At 72.3% G+C, this 20,541-nt stretch carries 19 protein-coding genes; 11 read left to right on the plus strand and 8 right to left on the minus strand.

The features are described from left to right. Positions 1-34 precede the first annotated feature (34 nt). A complete protein-coding gene (locus tag ACQP2P_RS09495) occupies positions 35-883 on the plus strand; it encodes an AraC family ligand binding domain-containing protein (RefSeq protein ID WP_433614759.1) in 849 nt (282 codons plus the stop codon). Further along, positions 880-1,767, plus strand: coding sequence for a DMT family transporter (locus tag ACQP2P_RS09500; RefSeq protein ID WP_433614761.1), 888 nt, complete (start codon positions 880-882; stop codon positions 1,765-1,767). Before ACQP2P_RS09495 ends, ACQP2P_RS09500 begins: the two co-directional genes overlap by 4 nt. Before the next feature lie 64 nt (positions 1,768-1,831). Here the strand turns inward: ACQP2P_RS09500 and ACQP2P_RS09505 are convergent, their stop codons facing one another. Next, positions 1,832-2,251 (minus strand): ChaB family protein, encoded by a 420-nt coding sequence (locus ACQP2P_RS09505; protein ID WP_433614763.1) that lies wholly within the window; start codon positions 2,249-2,251, stop codon positions 1,832-1,834. A 3-nt stretch (positions 2,252-2,254) separates the two neighbouring features. Further along, the gene (locus tag ACQP2P_RS09510; protein WP_433614764.1) at positions 2,255-2,989 is read right to left on the minus strand and encodes a hypothetical protein; all 735 of its coding nucleotides are present in this window, start codon (positions 2,987-2,989) and stop codon (positions 2,255-2,257) included. Positions 2,990-3,144: 155 nt separating this feature from the next. Here ACQP2P_RS09510 and ACQP2P_RS09515 point away from each other — a divergent pair, with 155 nt between their 5' ends. Continuing rightward, positions 3,145-3,507 carry a DUF2795 domain-containing protein gene (locus tag ACQP2P_RS09515; protein WP_433614766.1) on the plus strand — a complete coding sequence of 121 codons (363 nt, stop codon included), beginning with the start codon at positions 3,145-3,147 and terminating at the stop codon, positions 3,505-3,507. 151 nt (positions 3,508-3,658) lie between these two features. Here ACQP2P_RS09515 and ACQP2P_RS09520 read toward each other — a convergent pair whose 3' ends face one another. Further along, a complete protein-coding gene (locus tag ACQP2P_RS09520; RefSeq protein WP_433614767.1) occupies positions 3,659-4,231 on the minus strand; it encodes a PadR family transcriptional regulator in 573 nt (190 codons plus the stop codon). Between the two features lie 224 nt (positions 4,232-4,455). Further along, complete coding sequence (locus ACQP2P_RS09525; RefSeq protein ID WP_433614769.1) at positions 4,456-5,541, minus strand: S-(hydroxymethyl)mycothiol dehydrogenase; 1,086 nt, start codon at positions 5,539-5,541, stop codon at positions 4,456-4,458. A 25-nt stretch (positions 5,542-5,566) separates the two neighbouring features. Between ACQP2P_RS09525 and ACQP2P_RS09530 the strand changes: the two genes are divergently transcribed. The 4 genes from ACQP2P_RS09530 (at position 5,567) to ACQP2P_RS09545 (ending at position 10,640) form a co-directional block, all read left to right on the plus strand. Continuing rightward, on the plus strand, positions 5,567-7,198 hold the full coding sequence (locus ACQP2P_RS09530) for a RecQ family ATP-dependent DNA helicase (RefSeq protein WP_433614771.1): 1,632 nt from the start codon (positions 5,567-5,569) through the stop codon (positions 7,196-7,198). Positions 7,199-7,400: 202 nt separating this feature from the next. Beyond that, the gene (locus ACQP2P_RS09535) at positions 7,401-8,402 is read left to right on the plus strand and encodes a glycosyltransferase family 4 protein (RefSeq protein WP_433614773.1); all 1,002 of its coding nucleotides are present in this window, start codon (positions 7,401-7,403) and stop codon (positions 8,400-8,402) included. 256 nt (positions 8,403-8,658) lie between these two features. Continuing rightward, positions 8,659-10,014: a hypothetical protein gene (locus tag ACQP2P_RS09540; RefSeq protein ID WP_433614775.1), complete on the plus strand. Its 1,356-nt coding sequence runs from the start codon at positions 8,659-8,661 to the stop codon at positions 10,012-10,014. A 53-nt stretch (positions 10,015-10,067) separates the two neighbouring features. Continuing rightward, the gene (locus ACQP2P_RS09545; RefSeq protein ID WP_433614777.1) at positions 10,068-10,640 is read left to right on the plus strand and encodes a GtrA family protein; all 573 of its coding nucleotides are present in this window, start codon (positions 10,068-10,070) and stop codon (positions 10,638-10,640) included. Positions 10,641-10,731: 91 nt separating this feature from the next. Here the strand turns inward: ACQP2P_RS09545 and ACQP2P_RS09550 are convergent, their stop codons facing one another. Together ACQP2P_RS09550 and ACQP2P_RS09555 are read right to left on the minus strand one after the other, a co-directional pair. Beyond that, positions 10,732-11,076, minus strand: a complete 345-nt coding sequence (locus ACQP2P_RS09550; RefSeq protein WP_433614779.1) for an STAS domain-containing protein — start codon at positions 11,074-11,076, stop codon at positions 10,732-10,734. A gap of 233 nt (positions 11,077-11,309) precedes the next feature. Then, positions 11,310-11,915, minus strand: a complete 606-nt coding sequence (locus tag ACQP2P_RS09555) for a MarR family winged helix-turn-helix transcriptional regulator (protein WP_350615423.1) — start codon at positions 11,913-11,915, stop codon at positions 11,310-11,312. Between the two features lie 137 nt (positions 11,916-12,052). Between ACQP2P_RS09555 and ACQP2P_RS09560 the strand changes: the two genes are divergently transcribed. Both ACQP2P_RS09560 and ACQP2P_RS09565 read left to right on the plus strand, forming a co-directional pair. Continuing rightward, positions 12,053-12,937, plus strand: coding sequence for an IS982 family transposase (locus ACQP2P_RS09560; protein WP_433614781.1), 885 nt, complete (start codon positions 12,053-12,055; stop codon positions 12,935-12,937). Between the two features lie 729 nt (positions 12,938-13,666). After that, complete coding sequence (locus ACQP2P_RS09565) at positions 13,667-14,071, plus strand: SSI family serine proteinase inhibitor (RefSeq protein WP_433614782.1); 405 nt, start codon at positions 13,667-13,669, stop codon at positions 14,069-14,071. A gap of 185 nt (positions 14,072-14,256) precedes the next feature. Here the strand turns inward: ACQP2P_RS09565 and ACQP2P_RS09570 are convergent, their stop codons facing one another. Together ACQP2P_RS09570 and ACQP2P_RS09575 are read right to left on the minus strand one after the other, a co-directional pair. Next, positions 14,257-16,083 carry a DUF1501 domain-containing protein gene (locus tag ACQP2P_RS09570; protein ID WP_433619071.1) on the minus strand — a complete coding sequence of 609 codons (1,827 nt, stop codon included), beginning with the start codon at positions 16,081-16,083 and terminating at the stop codon, positions 14,257-14,259. A gap of 5 nt (positions 16,084-16,088) precedes the next feature. Continuing rightward, positions 16,089-17,996, minus strand: coding sequence for a DUF1800 domain-containing protein (locus tag ACQP2P_RS09575; RefSeq protein WP_433614783.1), 1,908 nt, complete (start codon positions 17,994-17,996; stop codon positions 16,089-16,091). Between the two features lie 199 nt (positions 17,997-18,195). Here ACQP2P_RS09575 and ACQP2P_RS09580 point away from each other — a divergent pair, with 199 nt between their 5' ends. Together ACQP2P_RS09580 and ACQP2P_RS09585 are read left to right on the plus strand one after the other, a co-directional pair. Then, positions 18,196-20,055 (plus strand): ATP-binding protein, encoded by a 1,860-nt coding sequence (locus tag ACQP2P_RS09580; RefSeq protein ID WP_433614785.1) that lies wholly within the window; start codon positions 18,196-18,198, stop codon positions 20,053-20,055. Beyond that, positions 20,052-20,444 carry a roadblock/LC7 domain-containing protein gene (locus ACQP2P_RS09585; protein WP_433614787.1) on the plus strand — a complete coding sequence of 131 codons (393 nt, stop codon included), beginning with the start codon at positions 20,052-20,054 and terminating at the stop codon, positions 20,442-20,444. The genes ACQP2P_RS09580 and ACQP2P_RS09585 overlap by 4 nt, the downstream gene beginning before the upstream one ends. The last annotated feature ends 97 nt before the right edge of the window (positions 20,445-20,541 follow it).

Raw genomic sequence — 20,541 nt, forward strand, 5'->3', positions numbered from 1 at the left:
TGGCCGCAGCCCCGGCCGGAGTATCGTGCGCGCCATGGGTGAGACGGCGCAGTGGTCGCGGGTCGACGACGGCCGCCACACGCTCGACCTGCTCACCGCCAGCTACCGGCGGCACCAGTTCGCGCGCCACTCGCACGCGACCTACGCGATCGGCGTGGTCACCCGCGGCGAGGAGCAGTTCCACTACCGGGGCGAGCTGCTGCGCGCGGGCGTCGGCAGTCTCGCCATCCTCGAGCCGGACGAGCCGCACGACGGGATGGCCGCGCACCCGCAGGGGTGGGCCTACCGCGTGCTGTACCCCAGCGAGGCCCTGCTCTTCGACGGCCGCCCCGAGCGCGCCGGGTTCCGTGAGCCCATCGTCACCGACCCGCGCAGCGTGCACCTCGTCCGCGCCGCCCACGAGGAGCTGACCGCCGGGCGCGACCCGCTCGCCGCGCACTCCCGGCTGGTCTGGGCGTTCGAGGCGGTGATCCAGCGGCACGGGGCGCTGCGGGAGGCGCGGGGCGGCATCCGGGCCTCGGACGCGGCCGCGGCGCGCAAGGTCGCCGAGATCCGCGATCGGCTGCTGGCCGACCTGCGGTGCGCCCCGAGCCTGCGGGAGCTGGCGGAGGGCGTGGCGTTGTCGCCGTACCACATGTTGAGACTCTTCCGCGACGCGACCGGCTTCCCGCCGCACGCCTGGCTCGTGCTGGAGCGGGTGTGCCACGCGCGCCACCTGCTCGCCGCGGGGCGCCCGCCCGCCGACGTCGCCGAGGCCGTGGGCTTCGCCGACCAGGCCCATCTCACGCGCTGGTTCAAGCGGGTGACGGGCGTCACCCCGGCCGCATTCCGCAACAGCGTTCAAGACGCGCACCCGCGCACCGGCGTGAGATCGGGGGCATGAGTCGTCGTGGCTGGTTGCTCTTCAGCGCCATGTGCGTGGTGTGGGGCATCCCGTACCTGCTGATCAAGGTGGCCGTGCGCGAGATCGGCCCGGCCGAGCTGGTCTTCGTGCGCACCGCCCTCGGGGCCGTCCTGCTGCTGCCGATCGCGCTCGCCCGCCGCGAGCTCCGCGCGTCCCTGCGCCCGTGGCTGCCCCTGCTCGTCTACACCGTGGTCGAGATCGGCCTGCCCTGGCTGCTGCTCTGCGACGCCGAGCGGCACGTGGACAGCTCGTTCACCGGCCTGGTCATCGCCGGCGTCCCGCTCGTCGCGGCCGTCCTGGCCCGCCTCACCGACCGCGCGGCGCGGCTCACCGCGAGCCGGGCCGGCGGGCTGCTGGTGGGGCTCGCGGGCGTCGCGGTGCTGCTGGGCTTCCATGCGGGCGGCGGCGGGGCCGTGCCGCTGCTCGAGCTCGGGGGCGTCGTCGTGTGCTACGCGGCCGGTCCGCTGATCATCGAGCGGTGGCTCTCGGACGTGCCGCGCTACGGCGTCGCCGCCGCCTCCCTCGTCGTCGGCGCGCTGCTGTTCGCGCCCGTGTCGGTGCCGAGGCTGCCCGCCCTCGCCCGCGCCGTGACCCCGGGCCCGGCCCTGGCCGCGCTCGTCCTCGCGGTGATCTGCACGGCGCTCGCGTTCGTCCTGTTCTTCGCGCTCATCGCGGAGGTCGGCGGCGTCCGCGCCACGGTGATCACGTTCGTCAACCCCGCGGTCGCCGTGCTGCTCGGCGCGCTCGTGCTCGGCGAGCCGGTGACGTGGCTGACCGGGGTGGCCTTCGCACTGATCCTGGCGGGCTCGATCCTCGCGACCCGGCGCGGCTCACCCGCCTTGGAACCCGCCGCCGCGCAGTGACGGCCGATGAAGTGCGAAGACCGGACAGATGAGAACACCTGTCCGGCCTCGGCAAAGCCGATGCTCAGCCGCGGGCGCGGGCCGTCTCGCGACGGTTGGCCTGCATGAGCGCCTCGACCAGCTCCGCCTTCGTCATCCGCGAACGCCCCCGGATCTCCAGGCGCCGCGCGAGCTCGAGCAGGTGCTGCTTCGAGGCGTTGGCGTCCACGCCCTCGGCGGTGCGCCGCGGCCGGTTGCGCGCCGCGGCGCCGTGCTGCGCGGCCTGAGCGTCGCTCGGGCCGGCCTCGTCCTTGGGCTCCCAGTGGTCGCCGACCTTCTCGTACGTGTGCTTGAGCGCCGAGAAGGCCGTGCGGTGCGCGCGCTCGCCGTCGCCGTACTGCTCGGCGGCGGAGTCGTGGGTCTGCTGCCAGGTCGCCTGCGCGTGCTCGTCCGAGCGCCGCAGCGTGGCGGGCAGATCCGAGGAGCGCGGCCTACGGGGAGCCATCGGTCACCAGTCCTTCATCCAGGGCAGCTGGGTGTCCAGCCAGTCGTTGAGCCGGGCCACCTGGTCGGCGTTGCTGTCGAGCCAGCTGACCTGGCCGGTCATCGCGAGGATGCCGAAGACCACGGCCGCCCCGCTGATCAGCACGCCCAGCGTGCCGAGCCCGCGGCCGGCCACGTTGGGCCGCACCCCGGCGATGATGCCGCCGAAGGAGAACAGCAGCCCGAGCGCGCCGACGGGGATCGCCCACGGCGCGAGCAGCCCGGTCAGCGCCGCCGCGACGCCCGCGACTCCCAGGATGACGCCGAACGTGGCGAGCAGGCTCACCCGCGCGGGGGCCTGGCGGACCGGTACGGGCTCGACCACCGGCTCCGGCGCGGCGACCGGCTCCCGGTCGATCGTGCGGCGCATGGCGGCCGTGTCGCTCTCGCGGTCCATGACCCCGACCGCCGGGACGGCGCCCGTGGTCCTGGCCGCGCTCGGAGCTTCGGTGCGGTCGTCGATGCCGTCGCCGTCCTTGTCGTGCCGGCGCCCGAGGCGCCACGTGCGCGTCTCGCCCGCCGCCTCGGCGCGGTCGTCCACGCCGTCACGGTCGCGGTCGACGACCGGCCGCTGGGTACGGTCGTCCACGCCGTCACGGTCGCGGTCGACGACCGGCCGCTCGGCGCGGTCGTCGATGCCGTCGCCGTCGCGGTCGGTCGCGCTCCCGCGCCCGCCGAACAGCTGCCCGATGCGTGCCACTGTGTGCTCACCTCCTGCGAAGCGCCCGGGCCGGCACGTCGGGGGGATTCGGCGTGCGGTGTATCGGGCGGATAGCCATCGGCTACCCAGGGCCGCCGGTTTCCAATCGAGGGTGAGCCCGTTTGGGGGGATTTCGCCCGGGTACGTGCACCTTCATGGACGCCATGCAGCGAGGCAACACGAAGCACGGAGTGGCCCTCGACGAGCGGCTCCGGCGCGAGGACGAGATCGAGGCTCGCCGGGTCGATCCGGAGGGCGAGGGAGACCGCACCGGCGGGGCACCCGTCGGCATGACGCCGGACGAGGTCGAGGGCAGGAGCAATCTCGGACGGTACATCCCGAAGAGCTGTCTCCCCGGAGACCGCGACGCGCTCATCGCCGGCGCGAGGGAGCTGGGCGCGCCCGACGAGGTACTGGACGCGCTGCGCCTGCTGCCGGCCGGGACGCGGTTCGAGACGGTCAATCAGGTGTGGGCCGCTCTGGGCGGCCGGAACGAGGATCCGACGCGGCGGCCGTAGCCGGGGCCGGTCCGGGCTGCCGTGGTTCCCGCGGCGGCCCGGAGGGCGGCGACGGGCGAACGGTCCACCAGCGCATGACGCGTTCCTTCGTCGGAGATGGTCGATCCCCGGGGCCCGCACGCCCCGGGGATCGCGTCTGTGGGTGCCCGCCTCAGTCGGCGAGGATGGCGTAGAGCTTGCGCCGGGTCTCGGTGAGGACCTCGAGCGCCTGGGCCCGCTGCTCGCCGGTGCCGTTGAAGCCCACCTGGCGCAGCGCGTCCATGATGCCGAACGCGGCGTCGCGGAACTCCTGGGCCTGCGAGACGTTCTCGTCGCCGTACTCCTGCCAGGGCGCGTGCTGCGCCGCCGTCTCGGCCTCGGGGCGGCCCGTGTCGGTGAGCACGAAGCGCTTGCGGCCCCCGCTCTCCTCGGCGACGATCAGCCCCTCGTCCTCGAGCATCTGCAGCGTGGGGTACACCGACCCCGGGCTCGGCCGCCAGATGCCGCCGGTGCGCTGCTCGAGCTCCTGGATCATCTCGTAGCCGTGCATCGGGCGCTCGTGCAGCAGCGCCAGCACCGCGTTGCGCACGTTGGGCCGCCCCCCGCGGGAGCGCCCCCGTCCGTGGCCGTGCCCGCCGCGGCCCCAGCCGCCGCCGCGTCCGCCCTCGGGCGGGAAGGGCGGGATGAAACTGCCGAACCCGCGCTGCCAGGCCCCCGTGTCGAACAAGCCGTGTCGCGACCTCATGTCGCATCCCCCATTTCGTCGGATCGCTTCGTTGATAGTTCGACGATATATCGGGAACCTATCGCCGACAACCCCTCCCGATCATGGCGCGGCAACGTGGCACGAGATCCGACATGGGACCTGCCGGGGTATACATCCGACATGTCGCGGTGCGGAGCGCCCGACATGTCGCACGACAAGGCCCGCGACGCCGAGGCGCCGCGGGCCTTGCACCGGAGCCGGGGTCAGAGCTCGATGACCGTGCGCAGCACCTCGCCGCGCTCCATCTTGTGGAAGGCGTCCTCGACGTCGCCCAGGCCGGCGGTCTGCGTCACGAACTTGTCCAGCGGCAGGCGGCCCTGCAGGTACAGGTCCACGAGCACGGGGAAGTCGCGGGAGGGCAGGCAGTCGCCGTACCAGCTCGACTTCAGCGCCCCGCCCCGCCCGAAGACCTCCAGGAACGGCAGCGTGAGCTGCATGTCGGGGCGCGGCACGCCGACGAGCACCACGGTGCCGGCGAGGTCGCGGGCGAAGAAGGCCTGCTCGTACACCTGCGGGGACCCCACCGCCTCGACGACCACGTCGGCGCCGTGGCCGCCGGTCAGCGCCCGGATCGCCTCGACCGGGTCCGTCTCGCGCGAGTTGACCACGTGGGTCGCGCCGAACTCGGTGGCCCAGCCGAGCTTGCGCTCGTCCACGTCCACGCCGATGATCGTCGACGCGCCGGCCAGGCGGGCGCCGGCGATGGCCGCGTTGCCCACCCCGCCGCAGCCGAAGACGGCCACGGAGTCGCCGCGCCCGACGTTGCCGGTGTTGACGGCGGCGCCGATGCCGGCCATGACGCCGCAGCCGAGCAGCCCGGCGACGGTGGCGGGGGCCCGCGGGTCGACCTTCGTGCACTGGCCGGAGGCGACCAGCGTGTGCTTGAGGAACGCGCCGATGCCCAGGGCGGGGGACAGCGGCGTGCCGTCGGCCAGCGTCATCTTCTGCTTGGCGTTGTGGGTGTTGAAGCAGTACCACGGCCGCCCCCGCCGGCACGCGCGGCACTGCCCGCACACGGCGCGCCAGTTGAGGATCACGAAGTCGCCGGGCGCCACGTCGGTCACGCCGGGGCCGACGGACTCCACGACGCCCGCGGCCTCGTGTCCGAGCAGGAACGGGAAGTCGTCGCTGATGCCGCCCTCGCGGTAGTGCAGGTCCGTGTGGCAGACGCCGCAGGCCTGCACCTCGACCCGCGCCTCACCGGGTCCGGGCTCCGGGACGATGATGGTTTCCAAGCTGACCGGCCGGCCCTTGCCGAGGGCGACCACGCCTTGCGTCTCGATAGGCATACCCCAAGGTCCTACCATGCCTTCCATGAGTGCGGAGGAACTGCGGCGCGTCGCGAAGGACAGTTTTGGCTGGGAGCGCCTGCGCGACGAGCAGCTGCGGGCCATGGAGGCGCTCATGCAGGGCCGTGACGCCCTCGCCGTGCTGCCGACCGGTGCGGGCAAGTCCGCCATCTATCAGGTGCCGGCGCCGCTGCTGCCCGGGCCGACGATCGTCGTCTCGCCGCTGCTCGCGCTGCAGCAGGACCAGATCGCCTCGCTGAGCGCGCGCAACCAGGACGAGCTGGTCGCCGTGCGGCTGTCCTCCGCCGAGGGCAAGACCGAGCGCGAGGAGGCGCTGGAGTCGCTGCGCAAGGGCGACGCCGAGTTCGTCTTCCTCACGCCCGAGCAGTTCGCCGACCCGGCCCGCGTCGCGCAGATCAAGGCGCTCAAGCCCAGCCTGGTCGCGGTCGACGAGGCGCACTGCGTCTCCGCGTGGGGCCACGACTTCCGGCCGGACTACCTGCAGCTCGGCCAGTTCATCCGCGAGCTGGGCCGCCCGCCGATCGTGGCGCTGACCGCGACCGCCTCGCCGCCGGTGCGCGAGGACATCATCGAGCGCCTGGGCCTGCGCGACCCGGAGGTCGTGGTCACCGGCCTGGACCGCCCCAACCTCTACCTGGAGTCGGTGCACTGCCCCGACGAGGAGACGCGCCTGCGCCGCCTCATCGCCCGCGTGCGGGAGTCCACCCCGCCCGGCATCGTCTACGCGCCGACCCGCCGCGCCACCGAGGAGCTGGCGGAGCGGCTCGGCCAGGAGGGCATCCCGGCCGTCGCCTACCACGGCGGCATGAGCGCCGGCGAGCGCGAGCGGGCCCACGAGGCGTTCCTCGCCGACGAGGTGCCCGTCATGGTGGCCACCACGGCGTTCGGGATGGGCATCGACAAGCCCAACATCCGCTGGGTCAACCACGTCTCGCTGCCGGACTCGCCCGACTCCTACCTGCAGGAGATCGGCCGCGCCGGGCGCGACGGGCAACCGGCGAACGTCCTGCTGCTGCACCGTAGCGAGGACACCGGTCTTCGGAAGTTCTTCACCACCGTCTCCGTCGACCGCGAGGAGGTCGCCTCGCTCGCGGCCCTGCTGCGGGCCGCGAAGGAGCCGATGACCCGCGACGAGCTGCAGGAGCGCACCGGGCTCGGCGAGCGCAAGCTCGGGCAGCTGCTCGCCCTGCTGGAGGAGGTCGGCGGCGCGCGGATGCTGCACGGGGGCAAGGTGAAGGCCCCGCGCTGGGCGCCGACGCCGGCCGAGGCCGCCGAGCTGGCCGAGGCGCAGGCCGAGCGGCAGCAGACGACGTCGCGCTCGCGGCTGGACATGATGCGCAACTTCGCCGAGACCGAGCAGTGCCGCGGCCGCACGCTGCTGGCCTACTTCGGCGAGCACCTCGAGGGCATCTGCGGGCACTGCGACAACTGCACCGACGGCAGCGCGGCCGCGGGCCTGGCCGCCGCCCAGGACGCGCCGTTTCCCATCCACGCCGAGGTCCGCCACGGCGAGTGGGGCAAGGGCGTCGTGCTCTCCTACGCCGGCGAGCAGATGACGGTGCTGTTCGAGCAGGTCGGGTACAAGACGCTGTCCGTTCCCGTGGTCAGGCAGCACCGGCTGCTGCGCAAGGCGTAGCGCCGCCGAGCCCCCCGCCCGCCGAGCCCACCGCCCGAGCCGCGGGCGGGACCAGCCCCGCGCCGATCTTACGGCCGTCGTTCTCCCGGCGGCTGGGGCTTTTGTCCGTTATGTTCGTCACGGGGCCCCGGCTGTGTGCCTATCGGCAGCCGGGGACGCGGACGTGAGGATTCGCGCGGGGGCGCGCGGGTAGGGGGCGGCGATGAAGGTGGCACTACTCGGGCCGATCGCCTGGCGCACACCTCCGCGGGCGTACGGTCCGTGGGAGCAGGTCGTCTCGCTGCTGGCCGAGGGCCTGGTCGCCCGCGGCGTGGACGTCACGCTCTTCGCGAGCCTCGACTCCGTCACCACGGCCCGCCTCGACGGCGTGGTCGAGCACCCCTACAACGAGGACGCCGGCTACGACGGACGCGTCTGGGAGGCCATCCACATCGCTCGCTGCTTCGAGCGCAGCGGCGAGTTCGACCTGGTGCACAACAACCTCGACTGGCTGCCGCTGGCGATGAGCGCCTTCTGCCGCAGCCGGCTGCTGACCACCGTGCACGGCTTCTGCTCGCCGGCGATCCTGCCCGCGTACCAGCGCGCCCGGTCGGCCTTCGTCTCGATCTCCGACGCCGACCGGGGGCCGGGGCTGGACTACGCCGCCACGATCTACCACGGCATCGACGTGCGCCAGTTCCCGTTCCAGCCGGCGCCGGGGGAGACGCTGGTGGCCTTCGGGCGCATCCACCCGGACAAGGGCACCGCCGAGGCCGTGCGGATCGCCCGCGCGACCGGGCGTCGCCTGCTGATCTGCGGACCGGTCCATGACGAGGTGTACCACCGGCAGGAGGTGCTGCCGCACGTCGACGGCGAGCAGATCGTCTACGGCGGCAACGTCGGGCCGGCGCAGCGCGCCGGGATCCTGGGCTCCGCCGCGGCGCTGCTGCACCCGATCGGGTTCGCCGAGCCGTTCGGGCTCTCGGTGGTCGAGGCGATGGCGTGCGGTACGCCGGTCGTCGCCTATCCGCTCGGCTCGATGCCCGAGATCGTCGACGAGGGGGTCACCGGCTACCTGGCCGCGGACGCCGCCGAGGCGGCCGGGGTGCTCGACGACGCGCTGAAGCTGGACCGGGCCCGGGTGCGCGCCCGGGCGCTCGAGCGCTTCTCGGCCGACCGCATGGTGGAGGACTATCTGGCGCTCTACCGGCGAATGCTGGGCTGAATCCCTCAAGGGTTCCCGGTGGTGGCCGACCTTCACAGTGTGCGGCGCCCGCGGCTTTCGACGCGGTAACGCGGACGGCTCGGCTCCGGCAGCGACGTGGCAGGCTGCCGGAGCCGATGCCTTCGCCGCCGCGGTGCTCTCGCCTCGTGCAGGTGGCTCCGTCGCGTTCGCGTACGCGGTTCCGGCTCCCTTTCCGTGATCGAAAGCTGGCGTTGCGTCACCGGTATCCCTAAGCTCTGCGGGGCGGAGGGATACTGTGAGTGCTGTCGATGTTACCGAACGGCTCGACCTCGTGGAGCAGCGCATCGTGGGCTGGGACTTCCCGGGCGCCCGGGCCGAGGTCCAGCGCCTGCTCGACGAGCCCGGCCTGTCCGACGACGACCGGCTCACCGCGCGCCGGCTCCTGGCCGAGGTGCTGCGCGAGCTCGGCGAGCTCGACGCCGCCTACGACCTCGCCGAGGCGGTCGCGAGCCAGGCCGAGCGGCGCTACGGCCAGACGGACCCGCGCACGGTGCACGCGGTCGCGGTGCTGGCCGCCGTCCGCCACGACCACGACGAGTGGGACGAGGCCGAGCGGCTCTACCACCGCGTGCTCGACAGCGGCGTCGACGAGGACGGCCGGGACTCGGTCGCCCGGGCCGTGCGCCTGGCCCGCGTCAACCTGGCCCTGCTCCAGCGCGACCGCGGCGAGACCGCGCCCGCCCTGGCCCTGCTCAACGCCGCGTACGTGATCCACCGGCGGGAGTACGGCGCGGAGGACCTCGACACGATCCGCATCGCGGCGGAGCTGGCGGCACTGCTGTACGCCACCGGCGACGTGCTGCAGGCGCGCCGGCTGTTCACGCTCGCGCACGCGGCCGCCCGGGCGCGGCTCGGCACCCGGCACCCGTTCACGAAGGCCGTGGAGTGGGAGCTGGCCGCCGTGGAGCCGCCCATGCCCTCGGCGCCGATCTCGATGCCCCCGCCGCCGGTCGTCGTCGACCCGGTGGTGGTCTCCACCCCCACGCCTCCCACCGCCACACCCTCTCCCACAGCCACACCCCCCATCCCCGCGCCTCCCGCCCCGGCGCCCCGGGCACCCCGGGCTCTCGCGCCCGCCGACCCGCCGCCCTGGGCCTGCGCGCCTGCTGCCCCGGTGCGCCGGGTTCCCGCGCGTCCGGCTCCCGCGCGTCCGGCTCCCGCGGCCGGGGAGCCGTCGTCGCTGCGGTCGGTGTGGCCGCTGTTGTGCCTGGTCGCGTTGCTGGCGGCGGTGTTCGCGGGGCTGCTGGTGTGGCATCACGAGGGCCCGCCGGACCCGTTCGCCGCCTCCGGCCCGGCCTCCCCTGCCTCCCCGGCCTCCTCAGCCGCCCCGTTCGCCGTCGCCGGCCTGCGCATCGAGGACCGCGGCCGGGAGCTGACCGTCACCTGGGCCGCGCTGCCGGTGAGCGTGGTGATCGCGCTGTCCCGAGCGGGCGGCCCCGCCAGCGTTCTCGGCACCCTGCCGCCCGGCACCACCGAGTACGTGGTGCGCGACGTCGACCCGGCTGCCGCCTACTGCGTGGTCCTCGGCCCCGTCGACGAGGCGGTCTCGATCACGCCCGCTACGTCAGCGTGCACGGCCGGTCGCGGATAGTTTCCGACCCGGCGGTGGGCGTAACGCAAGGTTCGCCGGGTATAGTCGCGGCGATGCGGCTTACAGACCGGACCCTCAATCTGCTGCCGGAGCAAGTGGCCTCGCTGCTGCGCAAGCGGCGCGAGACGGTGAAGTTCATCATCGTCGGCGGCTTCTGCTACGTGGTCAGCCTGGTCCTCAATTATGGGCTGCGGCTGACGGTGATGGAGCACAAGCCGGTCACCGCGCTGACGATCGCCAATGTCATCGCGACGATCGTCTCGTATTTCCTCAACCGCGAATGGTCGTTCCGCACGCGCGGCGGCCGGCGGCGGCACCACGAGATGCTGCTGTACACCGTGGTGAACGGCATCGGCGTGGCGCTCAACTCGGCGCCGCTGTGGGTCGCGCAGTACGTCTTCGGTCTGCACACGCCGAACGTGAGCCCGGCGGTCGAGGAGGCCTCGGACTTCGTGTTCGGCATGGTCATCGGCGTGGCCGTGGCCATGGTGTTCCGCCTGTGGGCCTACCGGCTCTGGGTGTTCCCGCACGACGACGTGCGGCCGGCTCCGAACCGCTACGAGGTCCCGCCGCAGGCCGCTTCCGTCCCGGCCCCGTCGTCGGCCTCGGACATCTCGAACGCCTGAGGCCCGCGCTTCGCTCCGTGCCACCCCCGTGGTCCCGGGGTCTCCGTATCGCCCTGTGGTCCGGTCCTGCCGTTTCGGTCCTGTGCTTTCGTCAGAAGACGCTGTGGTCGCTGTCCGGCTCGGCCGGGGCGCCCAGCATCTCGTGGACACCCGCGATGCGCAGCTGCCGGTGCACGAACGGACTGGCCCGCCACACCACCACGCGAACCCCTTCGGCCCCGGCCTCGCGCTGCGCCGCGACGAGGGCCCCGACGGCCGCCGAGTCCAGGAACGTCACGAGCCCGAGATCCAGGCGGAGCGAGCTGGGCCGCCGGTCGGTAGCGGCCGACACGATCTCCTGACGCAGCGTGGCCGCGTTGCTGTGGTCGATCTCGCCCCGGACGGAGAGTACGGTCGATCCGTCCATCACGACGTTGATCGTCACCGACATACTCATGGCGCACCCCAGCTTGTCACGCGATCAGCATAAAAGCACCGCGGGTCATGCGCAGCGGGCGGCATGCCGAGGTTCACCGGTGCGAGCGTCGATGGCCGCGAGATTCCTCCGTAGCCGTGCGTGACCATGCACGCAGCGTGTTCGGACCCGCGGCTCCGGCGTGGACACCGTGCCTGTCTGCGCGCCTGTACGGTTCCACCCTGGCGGCAACGGCCGTGCCGGCTTCGCGCGGGTCAGAACTTCGGCTTCGGCGGTTCCCCCGGGATGTGGTCCGGGCAGTGCAGCCGCAGCTCGCGATACCCGAACGGCGCATCGACGAACCAGCAGTGATGCGGCGTGGGCGTGCCGGGATGGCGATACCCGTCGAAGAACCGGCACGACAGGCACATCCGCGTCACGGGAATGCTGCCCTGCTGCTGCAGCAACCCGATCTTCGCCGTGACCATGCGCAGCAGCCGGGCCTGCTGGCCGTCGCTCAACCCCTCGACCTCGCCCAGCAGCTGATCGGCCCAGTTGGCCGGCGCCGGCGTGGTGGACAACCCCCGATCGGTGGCGGCCACGCGCATGTCCCGGGCCGCGTACGAGGGCGCCGGCCGCATCTCGACCAGCCCGTCCGCGATGAGCGGCGAGAGCAGCGCCATCGTGGCGGCCACGGTGGCGCCGAGATCCCCGGCGAGGTCGGACAGCCGGTACTCCCGGTCCCGCCGGCCGAGCAGCAACATCACCTGCCGATGCGCGGGCGGCAACCCGTGCGCGGGCTCAGGCCCGTCAACGGGCGCCATGACGGCGACCCGGACCAAGCCGGCGACGAGCTTCTGGGCCTGCGCTTCCATCGGCACTGGGCAACCTCCAACATGCAGCACCCTAGATGATTGATGCCTTGAAGATTCGGGCGTGTGTCGCTGCTTGGTAGATGCGGGGAGGGTGTCCAAGATCGGCGTTGCTGACCCAGCCGCCGAACTCTTGGAGCCCGTCGTTGGACGCTGATCTGGACACCCTCGTGACCGCACTGTACGTGGAGATCGATGACCTGATCGAGCGGCCCCGGGGCCGGGGTCGCCGGCCGTTGCTGTCCCACGCCGAGCTGCTGTGCCTGGCGGTGATGCAGGTGCTGCTGCGTTACCCATCGGAGCGGCACTGGCTGCGCTACGCCCGCAAGCACCTGCGCGGCATGTTCCCCTACCTGCCCGACCAGGACGGCTACAACAAGCGGATGCGCAAAGCCGGTCCGCTGCTGGCCACGGTGATGCGGCATCTGGCCACCCGCACACCGTCCTGGTACGACCAGCTCCGCCTGATCGACTCCACCCCGCTGCCCTGCGGCGCCTCCCGGGAGACCGTCAAACGGTCCGACCTGGCCGGCGACGCCGGCTACGGCTACTGCGCCTCCCACTCCCGCTACTTCTGGGGCTTCCGCCTCTACCTCGTCTGTACCCCGGAGGGCATGCCGGTCATCTGGGGCCTGGCCAACCCCAAACTCGGCGAACGCGAGGTCATGGCCGCCCTCCTCGAGGCCGACCATCACCTCGTCCATGCCGGGCAGGTGCTGCTCGGCGACAAAGGCTTCGCCGGCGCGGACTTTGAGGGGTTCATCACCGGGCAGCTCGGGGCGCACTTCGTGCGCCCCGACCGCAAGGGTGAACCCGCCCGGTTCGGCAAACTCGCCCGCGTCCGGCAATGGGTCGAGGCCGTCTTCGACACCCTCAAGGGTCAACTCGACCTGGAAGCCCACGGAGGCCGCACCCTGGCCGGGGTCTTCACCCGCGTCGCCCAACGCCTCCTCGCCCTGACCGCCGTGATCTGGCACAACTGGACCATCGGCGCCCCCAGCAAACGGTCCCTCATCGCCTACGACCACTGAGCCTTCAAGGCATCAATCATCTAGTCCCGCACGTCGATCCATGGGAACGAGACGCATGAAAATGTCACGCGGCGACCTCGCACTCTCCGGCACGCCCACGGCGCGGTGGCGCACCGGCGACGGGCGCTCTCCCGGATGCCCGCCCGGCGCCCTGCCGAAGCCGCACGACCACACGACCACGCAACCCGCGGCCGCGGAGCCCGAGGCCTGGGCGACGGCGCGGCGCGGCGATCCTGCCGCCGGTTGCCCGCACCCACCGGCGGCCGCAGGCGCACCCTGGTCACCGGCCCCGCAGGTGGCCGCAGGCGCACCCTGGTCACTGGGCCCGCAGGCGCACCCTGGTCACTGGACCCACCGGCGGCCGCAGGCGCCTCTGGTCGCCCGCCCCGCTGGTGGCCGCGGACGCCTTCTGCTTACCCCGCCCGCCGGTGGTCGCAGGCACCCCCTGGTTACTCGCCCCGCCGGTGGTCGCAGGCACCCCCTGGTTACTCGCCCCGCCGGTGGCCGCAGGTGCCCCTGGTCGTCCTCGGCCATCGACGGTCGCCTGGTCGCTCGCGCACTGTGGCTCTCCTCGCACGGCTACGCACAACCACATGCGCGAACGCGCATTCCCTCAACCGCGTGACCCGAATTCCGCGAAATCCGATTTTCCCGAAATGCCGGACCGGCAAGCGTAGACTCTGCGCACCAGGCAAGGTGCAACGGGGGTCACGAATGCGGGCAGCACGGATGGTTGCGTCGGCGGCGGTGCTGCTGGCGGCGGTCGGCGCGGGAGAGGCGGCGGCGCCCGGAAGCGCGCTCGCGGCCCCCGAGGCGCAGAACGCGAAAACGATCCGTCTGGTGCTGACCGTGGCCAAGGGCGAATCGACCAAGCCCGCCCAGCGCCGCGCGTCGCTGACCTGCCAGCCCGCCGGGGGCAGCCACCGCCAGGCTCGCACCGCATGCCAGCAGCTCGCCAAGGTCGGCGGCCGGATCGACAAGCTCCAGAGCGACGGCAGCATGTGCATAATGCTGTGGGACCCGGTGACGGTGACCGCTAACGGCACGTGGAAGGGCCGCAAGGTCGCCTACACCCACACCTTCAGCAACGCCTGCACGCTGGGCACGACGACGGGCTCCGTCTTCAGCCTCTGAGCCGTGCCACCACCGACACCGGCACCGACTCCGGTCGGTTTCGTGCCCGGTGGGTTTCGTGCCCGGTCGGTCTCGTGCTCGGTCGGTCTTGTGCTCGGTCGGCTTCGTGCCCGGCTGTCCTCGTGCCCGGCCGGTCTCGTGCGCGGCTGTCCTCGCGCCCGGCCGGTTGCATCGGACCAGAGCGCTCAGCCCTTGAAGACGCCCAGCTGCTTGAAGTCGTGGTTCGGGAAGATCGCCGCCGAGTCGCCGACACCGAAGCGCTTCTTCAGCATCTCGGCCAGGATGTCGCGGTAGTCGTTCGCGCCGGCGACGTCGCCCTGGTCCAGGGAGGACGGGGACAGGCCCGGCCAGTTGCCGTGGACCTTGCCGCCGTTGAGACCGCCGCCGAAGAGCAGCATCGCGTTGCCGTGTCCGTGGTCGACGCCCACGTTGCCGTTCTCCTGCACGCGCCGGCCGAACTCGCTCATCGTGATGATGGTCGTGTTGTCCAGCAGCGGCCCGATGTCGGTGCAGAACGCGCCGATCGCGTCGGACAGGTTCGTCAGCGAGTTCTTCATGTCGCCGCCGTCGACGCGGCCCAGGTTGGTGTGCATGTCCCACCCGCCGACGTCGAGCGCCGCGATGCGCAGGCCGACGTTCGCCTTGAGCAGTTGAGCGATGTCGCGCAGGCGGTCGGCCAGGCCGCCGCCGGGGTACTGGACACCTTCCGCCGGCCGGTACTGCGTGTTCGCAAGCTTTTGCGCCGTCGAGATCGCCTGCAGCGTCGAGCCCGCCGTCCCCGCCAGCGGATGGTCCAGCCCGGTGTACAGCGTCTTGAGCGCGTCCATCGTCTGCGTGCGCATGTTGTCGTTGTCGATGCGGAAGTCGCGCATGCCGTTGAGCACGATCGCCTGCTCGCCGCCGACGAGTGAGCGCGGCAGCGCCGAACCCTGCGCGATCGCGCGGAAGGTGGTGCCCGGGCCCATCTGCGCGAGCACGCGGTCGAGCCACCCGGTGCGGACCGCGACCGAGGCGGCCCCGCGCTCGAGCGCGTCCTGGGCCTGGAAGTGGCTGCGGGAGGCGTCCGGCGAGGCGACCGCGTGTACCGCCGCCATCTTCCCCGCGTCCCAGAGCGGATACAGCGAGGTCATCGCCGGATTGAGCCCGAACCCGCGCCCGGCCGCCTTCATCGACGCCATCGGTACCGCGATGTTCGGCCGCATCTGCCGGTAGTTCGCGTCGTCGCCGGGCGCCACGACCGACAGGCCGTCCATGCCGCCGCGCAGGAAGATGACGATGAGCGTGTTCTTGTTGTCCTCGGGCGCGGCGAACGACACCCGGCTGGTCACCAGCTGCGTGCCGAGCGCGGCCACGCCGACGAAGCCGGCGCCCTGCACGAGCCGCCGACGCGTGAAGCCCTTGCTCCACTTGTCGCGCTCGGCCGCGAGCTCGTCGGTGACCTTCTCGGCGTGCACACGAATGGCCGCCTCGCACAGGTTCGGCCCATGGCGATGCAGCTCTTCAAGGCTCTTCGGCCGCCGCTCACCATCCGGCAGTGAGCGATCGTGCAGTGAGCGATCGCGTAGTGAGCGCTCACGAAACGCGTGATTGTCCAAAGCGTCACCCCGCCCTGAGTGATCGCGCATCGAACGCTCAGAAAACGCGCGACCGCGCGAAGCGCCATCACCAAGTGAGCGTTCGCGCAGAGAACGCTCATAAGACCCGCGATCGCGTGAAGCGCCATCACGAAGTGAGCGTTCGCGCAGCGAGCGACCACGAGACGAGCCGTCGACCCCGGGGCCCGAGCCGTCGATCCCCGAGCCCGAGCCGTCGACCCCCGAGCCCGAGCCGTCGACCCCCGAGCCGGAGCCGTCGACCCCGGAGCCCGAACCGTCGATCCCCGAGCCCGAGCCGTCGATCCCCGAGCCCGAACCGAATCCCGCCGAAGCCGAGCCCTCAGAAACGAATCCGCCGGAGGCGGAGCCGTCAAAAGGAGATCCGTCAGAAGCGGAGCCGTCAGAAAATGAGCTCATGGGCCTCACCGCAGCGCGTGGTAGACGGAGTCAAGAATCAGCGGCGCAAGCAGGGGCAACTTGCCGCCGAGGTTGTTGTCGGTGATCCGGGCATCAGCCTTGGACCCGAGGAACTTGATGAGCGCGTCCTTCTCACCGGCCTGCATCGGCTGGAACACGAGCCGGTTCGCGAGCACATCCAGATACGTCCCGAGCGTCGCCGCCGGCTGCGCGACAAGACTGTCCGCCTTCGGGTTGTTCAGACCCTTCCACTGCTGCTGCACAAACGCGCGATGCGCGTTCCACGTCTCCAGCATGCCCGCCGCCGAGCTCCACGCCGTAGCCACGTCCGGGTACCCGTCCGGCGGCCCCCAGCCCAGCGGCGGCTGTCCGAGCTTGCTGGTGAAGTTGTAGAGGTCATCGAGGGCCTTGGCGGTGTCCGAGCCCGGAGCGGTACCGACGACACGCCCCGTGGCGATGAAGTTCTCGAGCGGACGGCGCGTCTTGAGCCCGGTCGCGATCCAGAACTCCAGCGACCGGAACAGCACCTTGAGCACCGGCACGATGGCCGAGCCGCTTTCCTGGTACGTCTTCGCCAGCCGATCCACCAGCCCCTGCGGCGGCGTGTCGCACACGAACCGCACACACAGCTTGCGCGCCACGTACCGCGCCGTCGACGGGTGTGTCGCCAGGTACAGCAGGTAGGCGTCCCCGACCGCGAGCCCGTCCTTGGCGGACTTGTTGGCGTGCTGGAACCCCAGCACCTTCACGGCCCCGGTCCAGTGTTTGTTGCCGTCGTACTTGAACGTCCCGTCCCGCGTCGCCGTGCGCCCGGTCATGAGGTAGGCCGAGTTGCGCACGTCCTTCTCGTTGTACCCGCCGTCGATGCCGACGGTGTGCAGCTCCAGCAGCTCGCGGCCGTAGTTCTCGTTGACGTTGCGCTTGTCCGAGGAGGTGTTGTCGAGGTACCGCATCATCGCCGGATCGCGGGCCGAGGCGATGAGCATGTCGGAGAACTTGCCCAGCGCGTGCTTGCGGATCACGCCGGTGTCGTAGGGTCCGCGCACGTCCCAGCCGCCGTCGAACGGGCTCGTGACGTTGAGGTGGTTGTTCCAGAAGTCGACCATCACCTCGAACAGCTGGCGGCTGCTCCACATCTGCCGCGCGATGACGGCCCGCGTGAGCTCCATCATCGGCTTGTTGTCGCCGTCCTTGACCGTCGAGCGGATCTCCGCCGTGGTCATGGTCGCGGTCGGCACGGCCTTGAGCGCGGCGTCGGCGACCGGGTCGTCGATCTTGTCCGGCTCCAGCTGCTGGTCGATCCAGGCGTCGATGCCGATCTGCTTGACCAGCGCCACGTCGCCCGGGGTCGGGCCGAAGGTGGCGCGGCGCAGCAGGTGCAGCACCGGGTCCCGGTTCAGTGGGGTCGGGAAGCGCGGCGTGGCCCGCATCGCGGCGACAGCGGCGGCCGACGGCGTGTCGGCGACGCCCGACGCGCCGAGGTCGTTCAAGTCTCCCTGTCCGCTTGTGTAGCTCGCGTCGCGGTTGGAGAACGAGCCCGCGTCGCGGGGGGAGACGTTGCCGCCGCCGCTGCCGGTCTTGACGAAGTCGGCGGGGTCGGCGGACGGCTGGCCGAACACGGCCGCGGCTCCGGTCCCGAGCGCCCCGAGCGCGATGGCGCCGCCACCGAGCGCCATGAGCGCCTGGCGCCGGTTGCGGGTCAGTTCGTGCAGTGCGGGCCGGCCGGTGCGCATCCACGCGGGCGCGGGGCCGCCGGCCTTCCGCCTCGGCTCGTCGCCCGCCACCTGCTCTTCCGGCTTCCGCTGCAGGATGCGGGGCACCGGGAACTCGCCCGTGAAGTCGGAGAAGAACGCGCCCTTGACCTTCTTGGGCGCGTCGCCCGGCTCGTCGTCCGGGAAGAGCCGCTCTGGCACGTTAGCGAATCTAGTGAGCCGCTGATCAGGCCTCAAGGCGCGTCGTGCGAGGACGCCTCAACTTTGCCTTTCTTCTTGCTTAAGTGTGTCGCCTTCCTCGTGAATACTGACAAACCGGGCATTAACGCAAAGTCATCTCTTCCGTACCGACTGCTAAGAGTGATACGCATAAGTAACCGGACTATGGCAGGGGGTAGCGGTGCTGGTCGATGCTGCTCCCGCCGGGCGCCCCACGGGGCCGCGCCTGGCGACCGTGCTGCTCCTGCCGCTGCTGGGCCTGCTGGCCGCGGCGGGCGTGGCCGCATACCTCTACACCGGGCCGAGCGGGCGGATGGACGACCCGCGCACGGCCGTCACCGCCGGCGTGGCCGCCGATCGGGCCGCGACCGAGCTGTCCAAGGAGCGCCTGGCCGCGCTGAGCCTGCTGCTCACCGGCTCCGACCAGGCCCGCGCCGCGTACAACACGCAGGTCGCGGCCACCGACGCCGCACTGGCGGCCAGGCCCGACGGGCTCGCGGACCTGCGCACCCGGGTGACCGTGGCATCGCAGGAGGTCGCGGCGGGCGACTTCCTCATGCAGTACACCCAGATGATCAGCGAGTTCGTGGCGCTCCGGCAGGATCTGCCGCACGCGGCCACCCCGGCGCCCGTGCACGCCGCGATGCGCGCTTCTGGCTGGCTCGCCGTCGCCCGCGAACAACTCGCGCAAGTTCAGCTGCTCGAACGGCGCGGCGCCGACACCCAGGCCTGGCACGAGAACCTCGCCGCGCACCGGGCCGCCCACCTCGACGCCCTGCGCCGCTTCGCCGAGACCGCACCCGCGGCCTGGCGCGACCGCCTCGCCCGCGTGCCGAACGGCCTGGCCGGCGACCCCCAGCCGGCGCTGGACGCGCTCACGGACCTGACCGCCTACACGGGCACCGACGAGTCCCGCCTCGCCGACTCCGCACGCAACGAGCAGAACCGAACGCTCATCCTTGGCCTCGCCGCGACGATCGCGGTCGTGGCCGGCTCGATCGCGCTGACCGTTCGCGCAGCGCGGGCCACCCGCCGACCCCGCCCGCGATCGTCGCCGCCGCTCGACCCCGAGGAGTTCCAGGTCGTACGGCAGGAGGCCGCCCGGGCCGTGGCGGAACAGGCCGCCCTGCGCGCCGGCACCTCCGCCGCGGTCATCGGCCTGGCCCGGCGCAGCCAGCGGCTCGCCGACGAGCTCGTGCACCACCTCGACACGGCCGAGCGCGACGAGGCCGACCCGGACCGCCTGGGCCAGCTCTTCGCCCTCGACCACCTGGCCACACGGATCCGCCACGACAACCAGCGCCTGCTCGTGCTCGCCGGCGCCGACACCGGCGTGGGCCGCCGCGACCCGGTGAGCCTGCTGGACCTGCTGCGCGCCGCGCAGTCGCGGATCGAGGACTACCCGCGCATCGAGTACTCGATGATCGCCCCCGACGTCCACGTGGCCCCCGACGCCGTCGACGACGTCGTACACGTGCTCGCCGAACTGTTCGACAACGCCACCCGCTACGGCCCGCCCGACCGCCCGGTGCTGGTCGAGGGCCGCCGCGAGGGCGCGACCGCGGTCGTGGAGGTCGCCGACCGCGGCCCCGGCCTCGACCGGCAGCGTCTCGCCGAGCTCAACGCGCGCCTGGCCGACCCGCCGCCGCTGGACGCCGCCGAGGCCCACCGCACCGGCCTGGCGGTCGCCGCCCGCCTGGCCGCCCGGCACGGCCTCACCGTCACGCTGCGTCCGCCCCCATCCGGACACGGTTTGCGCGCGATCGTGCAACTGCCCGCCACGCTCGTCCTCGACACGCCCGCCCCGGCCGCCGACCCGCCCGCCGCGCGCAGGCTCCCGCCGCGACCCTTCGAGCGCGGACAGGCGCTTCCCGGCGGCGAGCCCGTGGACATACCGCACCCGCGCTCGACCCTCGCCCCCGTCGTACCCGGTCCCGTGCACACCCCGGACGGTCCTACGGTGGACCTCGATCCCGGCGCCGCCAAGGAACTCATGACCGGTTACCAGCACGCGACCACGGAAGGACGATCTTCGGCATGACACCGACCACGGGGCTGGACTGGCTGCTGAGCGGCTTCACGCAACGCGTCACGGGCGTGCGCCACACCGTCGCGGTCTCGGGCGACGGGCTGCTCGTCGCGGCGTCGAACGAGCTGCCGCCGGAGCGCGCCGACCAGCTCGCCGCCATGGTCGCCGGCGTCGTCTCCCTGGCGCAGGGCCTGTCCGCCTGCACCGAGGCCGGCCCGGTCGTACGCACGATCGTGGAAATGGGCCGCAGCCTGCTCTTCGTCATGGCCCTGGGCGAGGGCGACACGCTGGCGAGCCTGGCCGCGATGGTCCAGCCGGGCTGCGACGTGGGGCAGGTCGCCTTCGAGATGTCCGGCCTGGTCGAGCAGATCGGCGCGGCCCTGACGCCCTCGACTCGCTGAGCCCCGCGCCCCGGTTGCGTCCAGCCCCGCGTTTCGCAGTTTTTCTTGCGCCACTTGTACCGTGCGGCAAACGCCAACCCATCTCCGTTGACAGCGC

This window comes from Dactylosporangium sp. CA-139114 (assembly GCF_050955725.1).
Taxonomy (GTDB): Bacteria; Actinomycetota; Actinomycetes; order Mycobacteriales; family Micromonosporaceae; genus Dactylosporangium.

What these genes read in the sequence shown, in the direction of transcription:
- ACQP2P_RS09525 (WP_433614769.1), bottom strand. Translation starts at nt 5,541, where the DNA reads ATGCCTATCGAGACGCAAGGCGTGGTCGCCCTCGGCAAGGGCCGGCCG.
- ACQP2P_RS09520 (WP_433614767.1), bottom strand. Translation starts at nt 4,231, where the DNA reads ATGAGGTCGCGACACGGCTTGTTCGACACGGGGGCCTGGCAGCGCGGG.
- ACQP2P_RS09565 (WP_433614782.1), top strand. Translation starts at nt 13,667, where the DNA reads ATGGTTGCGTCGGCGGCGGTGCTGCTGGCGGCGGTCGGCGCGGGAGAG.
- ACQP2P_RS09535 (WP_433614773.1), top strand. Translation starts at nt 7,401, where the DNA reads ATGAAGGTGGCACTACTCGGGCCGATCGCCTGGCGCACACCTCCGCGG.
- ACQP2P_RS09550 (WP_433614779.1), bottom strand. Translation starts at nt 11,076, where the DNA reads ATGAGTATGTCGGTGACGATCAACGTCGTGATGGACGGATCGACCGTA.
- ACQP2P_RS09570 (WP_433619071.1), bottom strand. Translation starts at nt 16,083, where the DNA reads ATGAGCTCATTTTCTGACGGCTCCGCTTCTGACGGATCTCCTTTTGAC.
- ACQP2P_RS09530 (WP_433614771.1), top strand. Translation starts at nt 5,567, where the DNA reads ATGAGTGCGGAGGAACTGCGGCGCGTCGCGAAGGACAGTTTTGGCTGG.
- ACQP2P_RS09505 (WP_433614763.1), bottom strand. Translation starts at nt 2,251, where the DNA reads ATGGCTCCCCGTAGGCCGCGCTCCTCGGATCTGCCCGCCACGCTGCGG.
- ACQP2P_RS09500 (WP_433614761.1), top strand. Translation starts at nt 880, where the DNA reads ATGAGTCGTCGTGGCTGGTTGCTCTTCAGCGCCATGTGCGTGGTGTGG.
- ACQP2P_RS09515 (WP_433614766.1), top strand. Translation starts at nt 3,145, where the DNA reads ATGGACGCCATGCAGCGAGGCAACACGAAGCACGGAGTGGCCCTCGAC.
- ACQP2P_RS09495 (WP_433614759.1), top strand. Translation starts at nt 35, where the DNA reads ATGGGTGAGACGGCGCAGTGGTCGCGGGTCGACGACGGCCGCCACACG.
- ACQP2P_RS09585 (WP_433614787.1), top strand. Translation starts at nt 20,052, where the DNA reads ATGACACCGACCACGGGGCTGGACTGGCTGCTGAGCGGCTTCACGCAA.
- ACQP2P_RS09545 (WP_433614777.1), top strand. Translation starts at nt 10,068, where the DNA reads ATGCGGCTTACAGACCGGACCCTCAATCTGCTGCCGGAGCAAGTGGCC.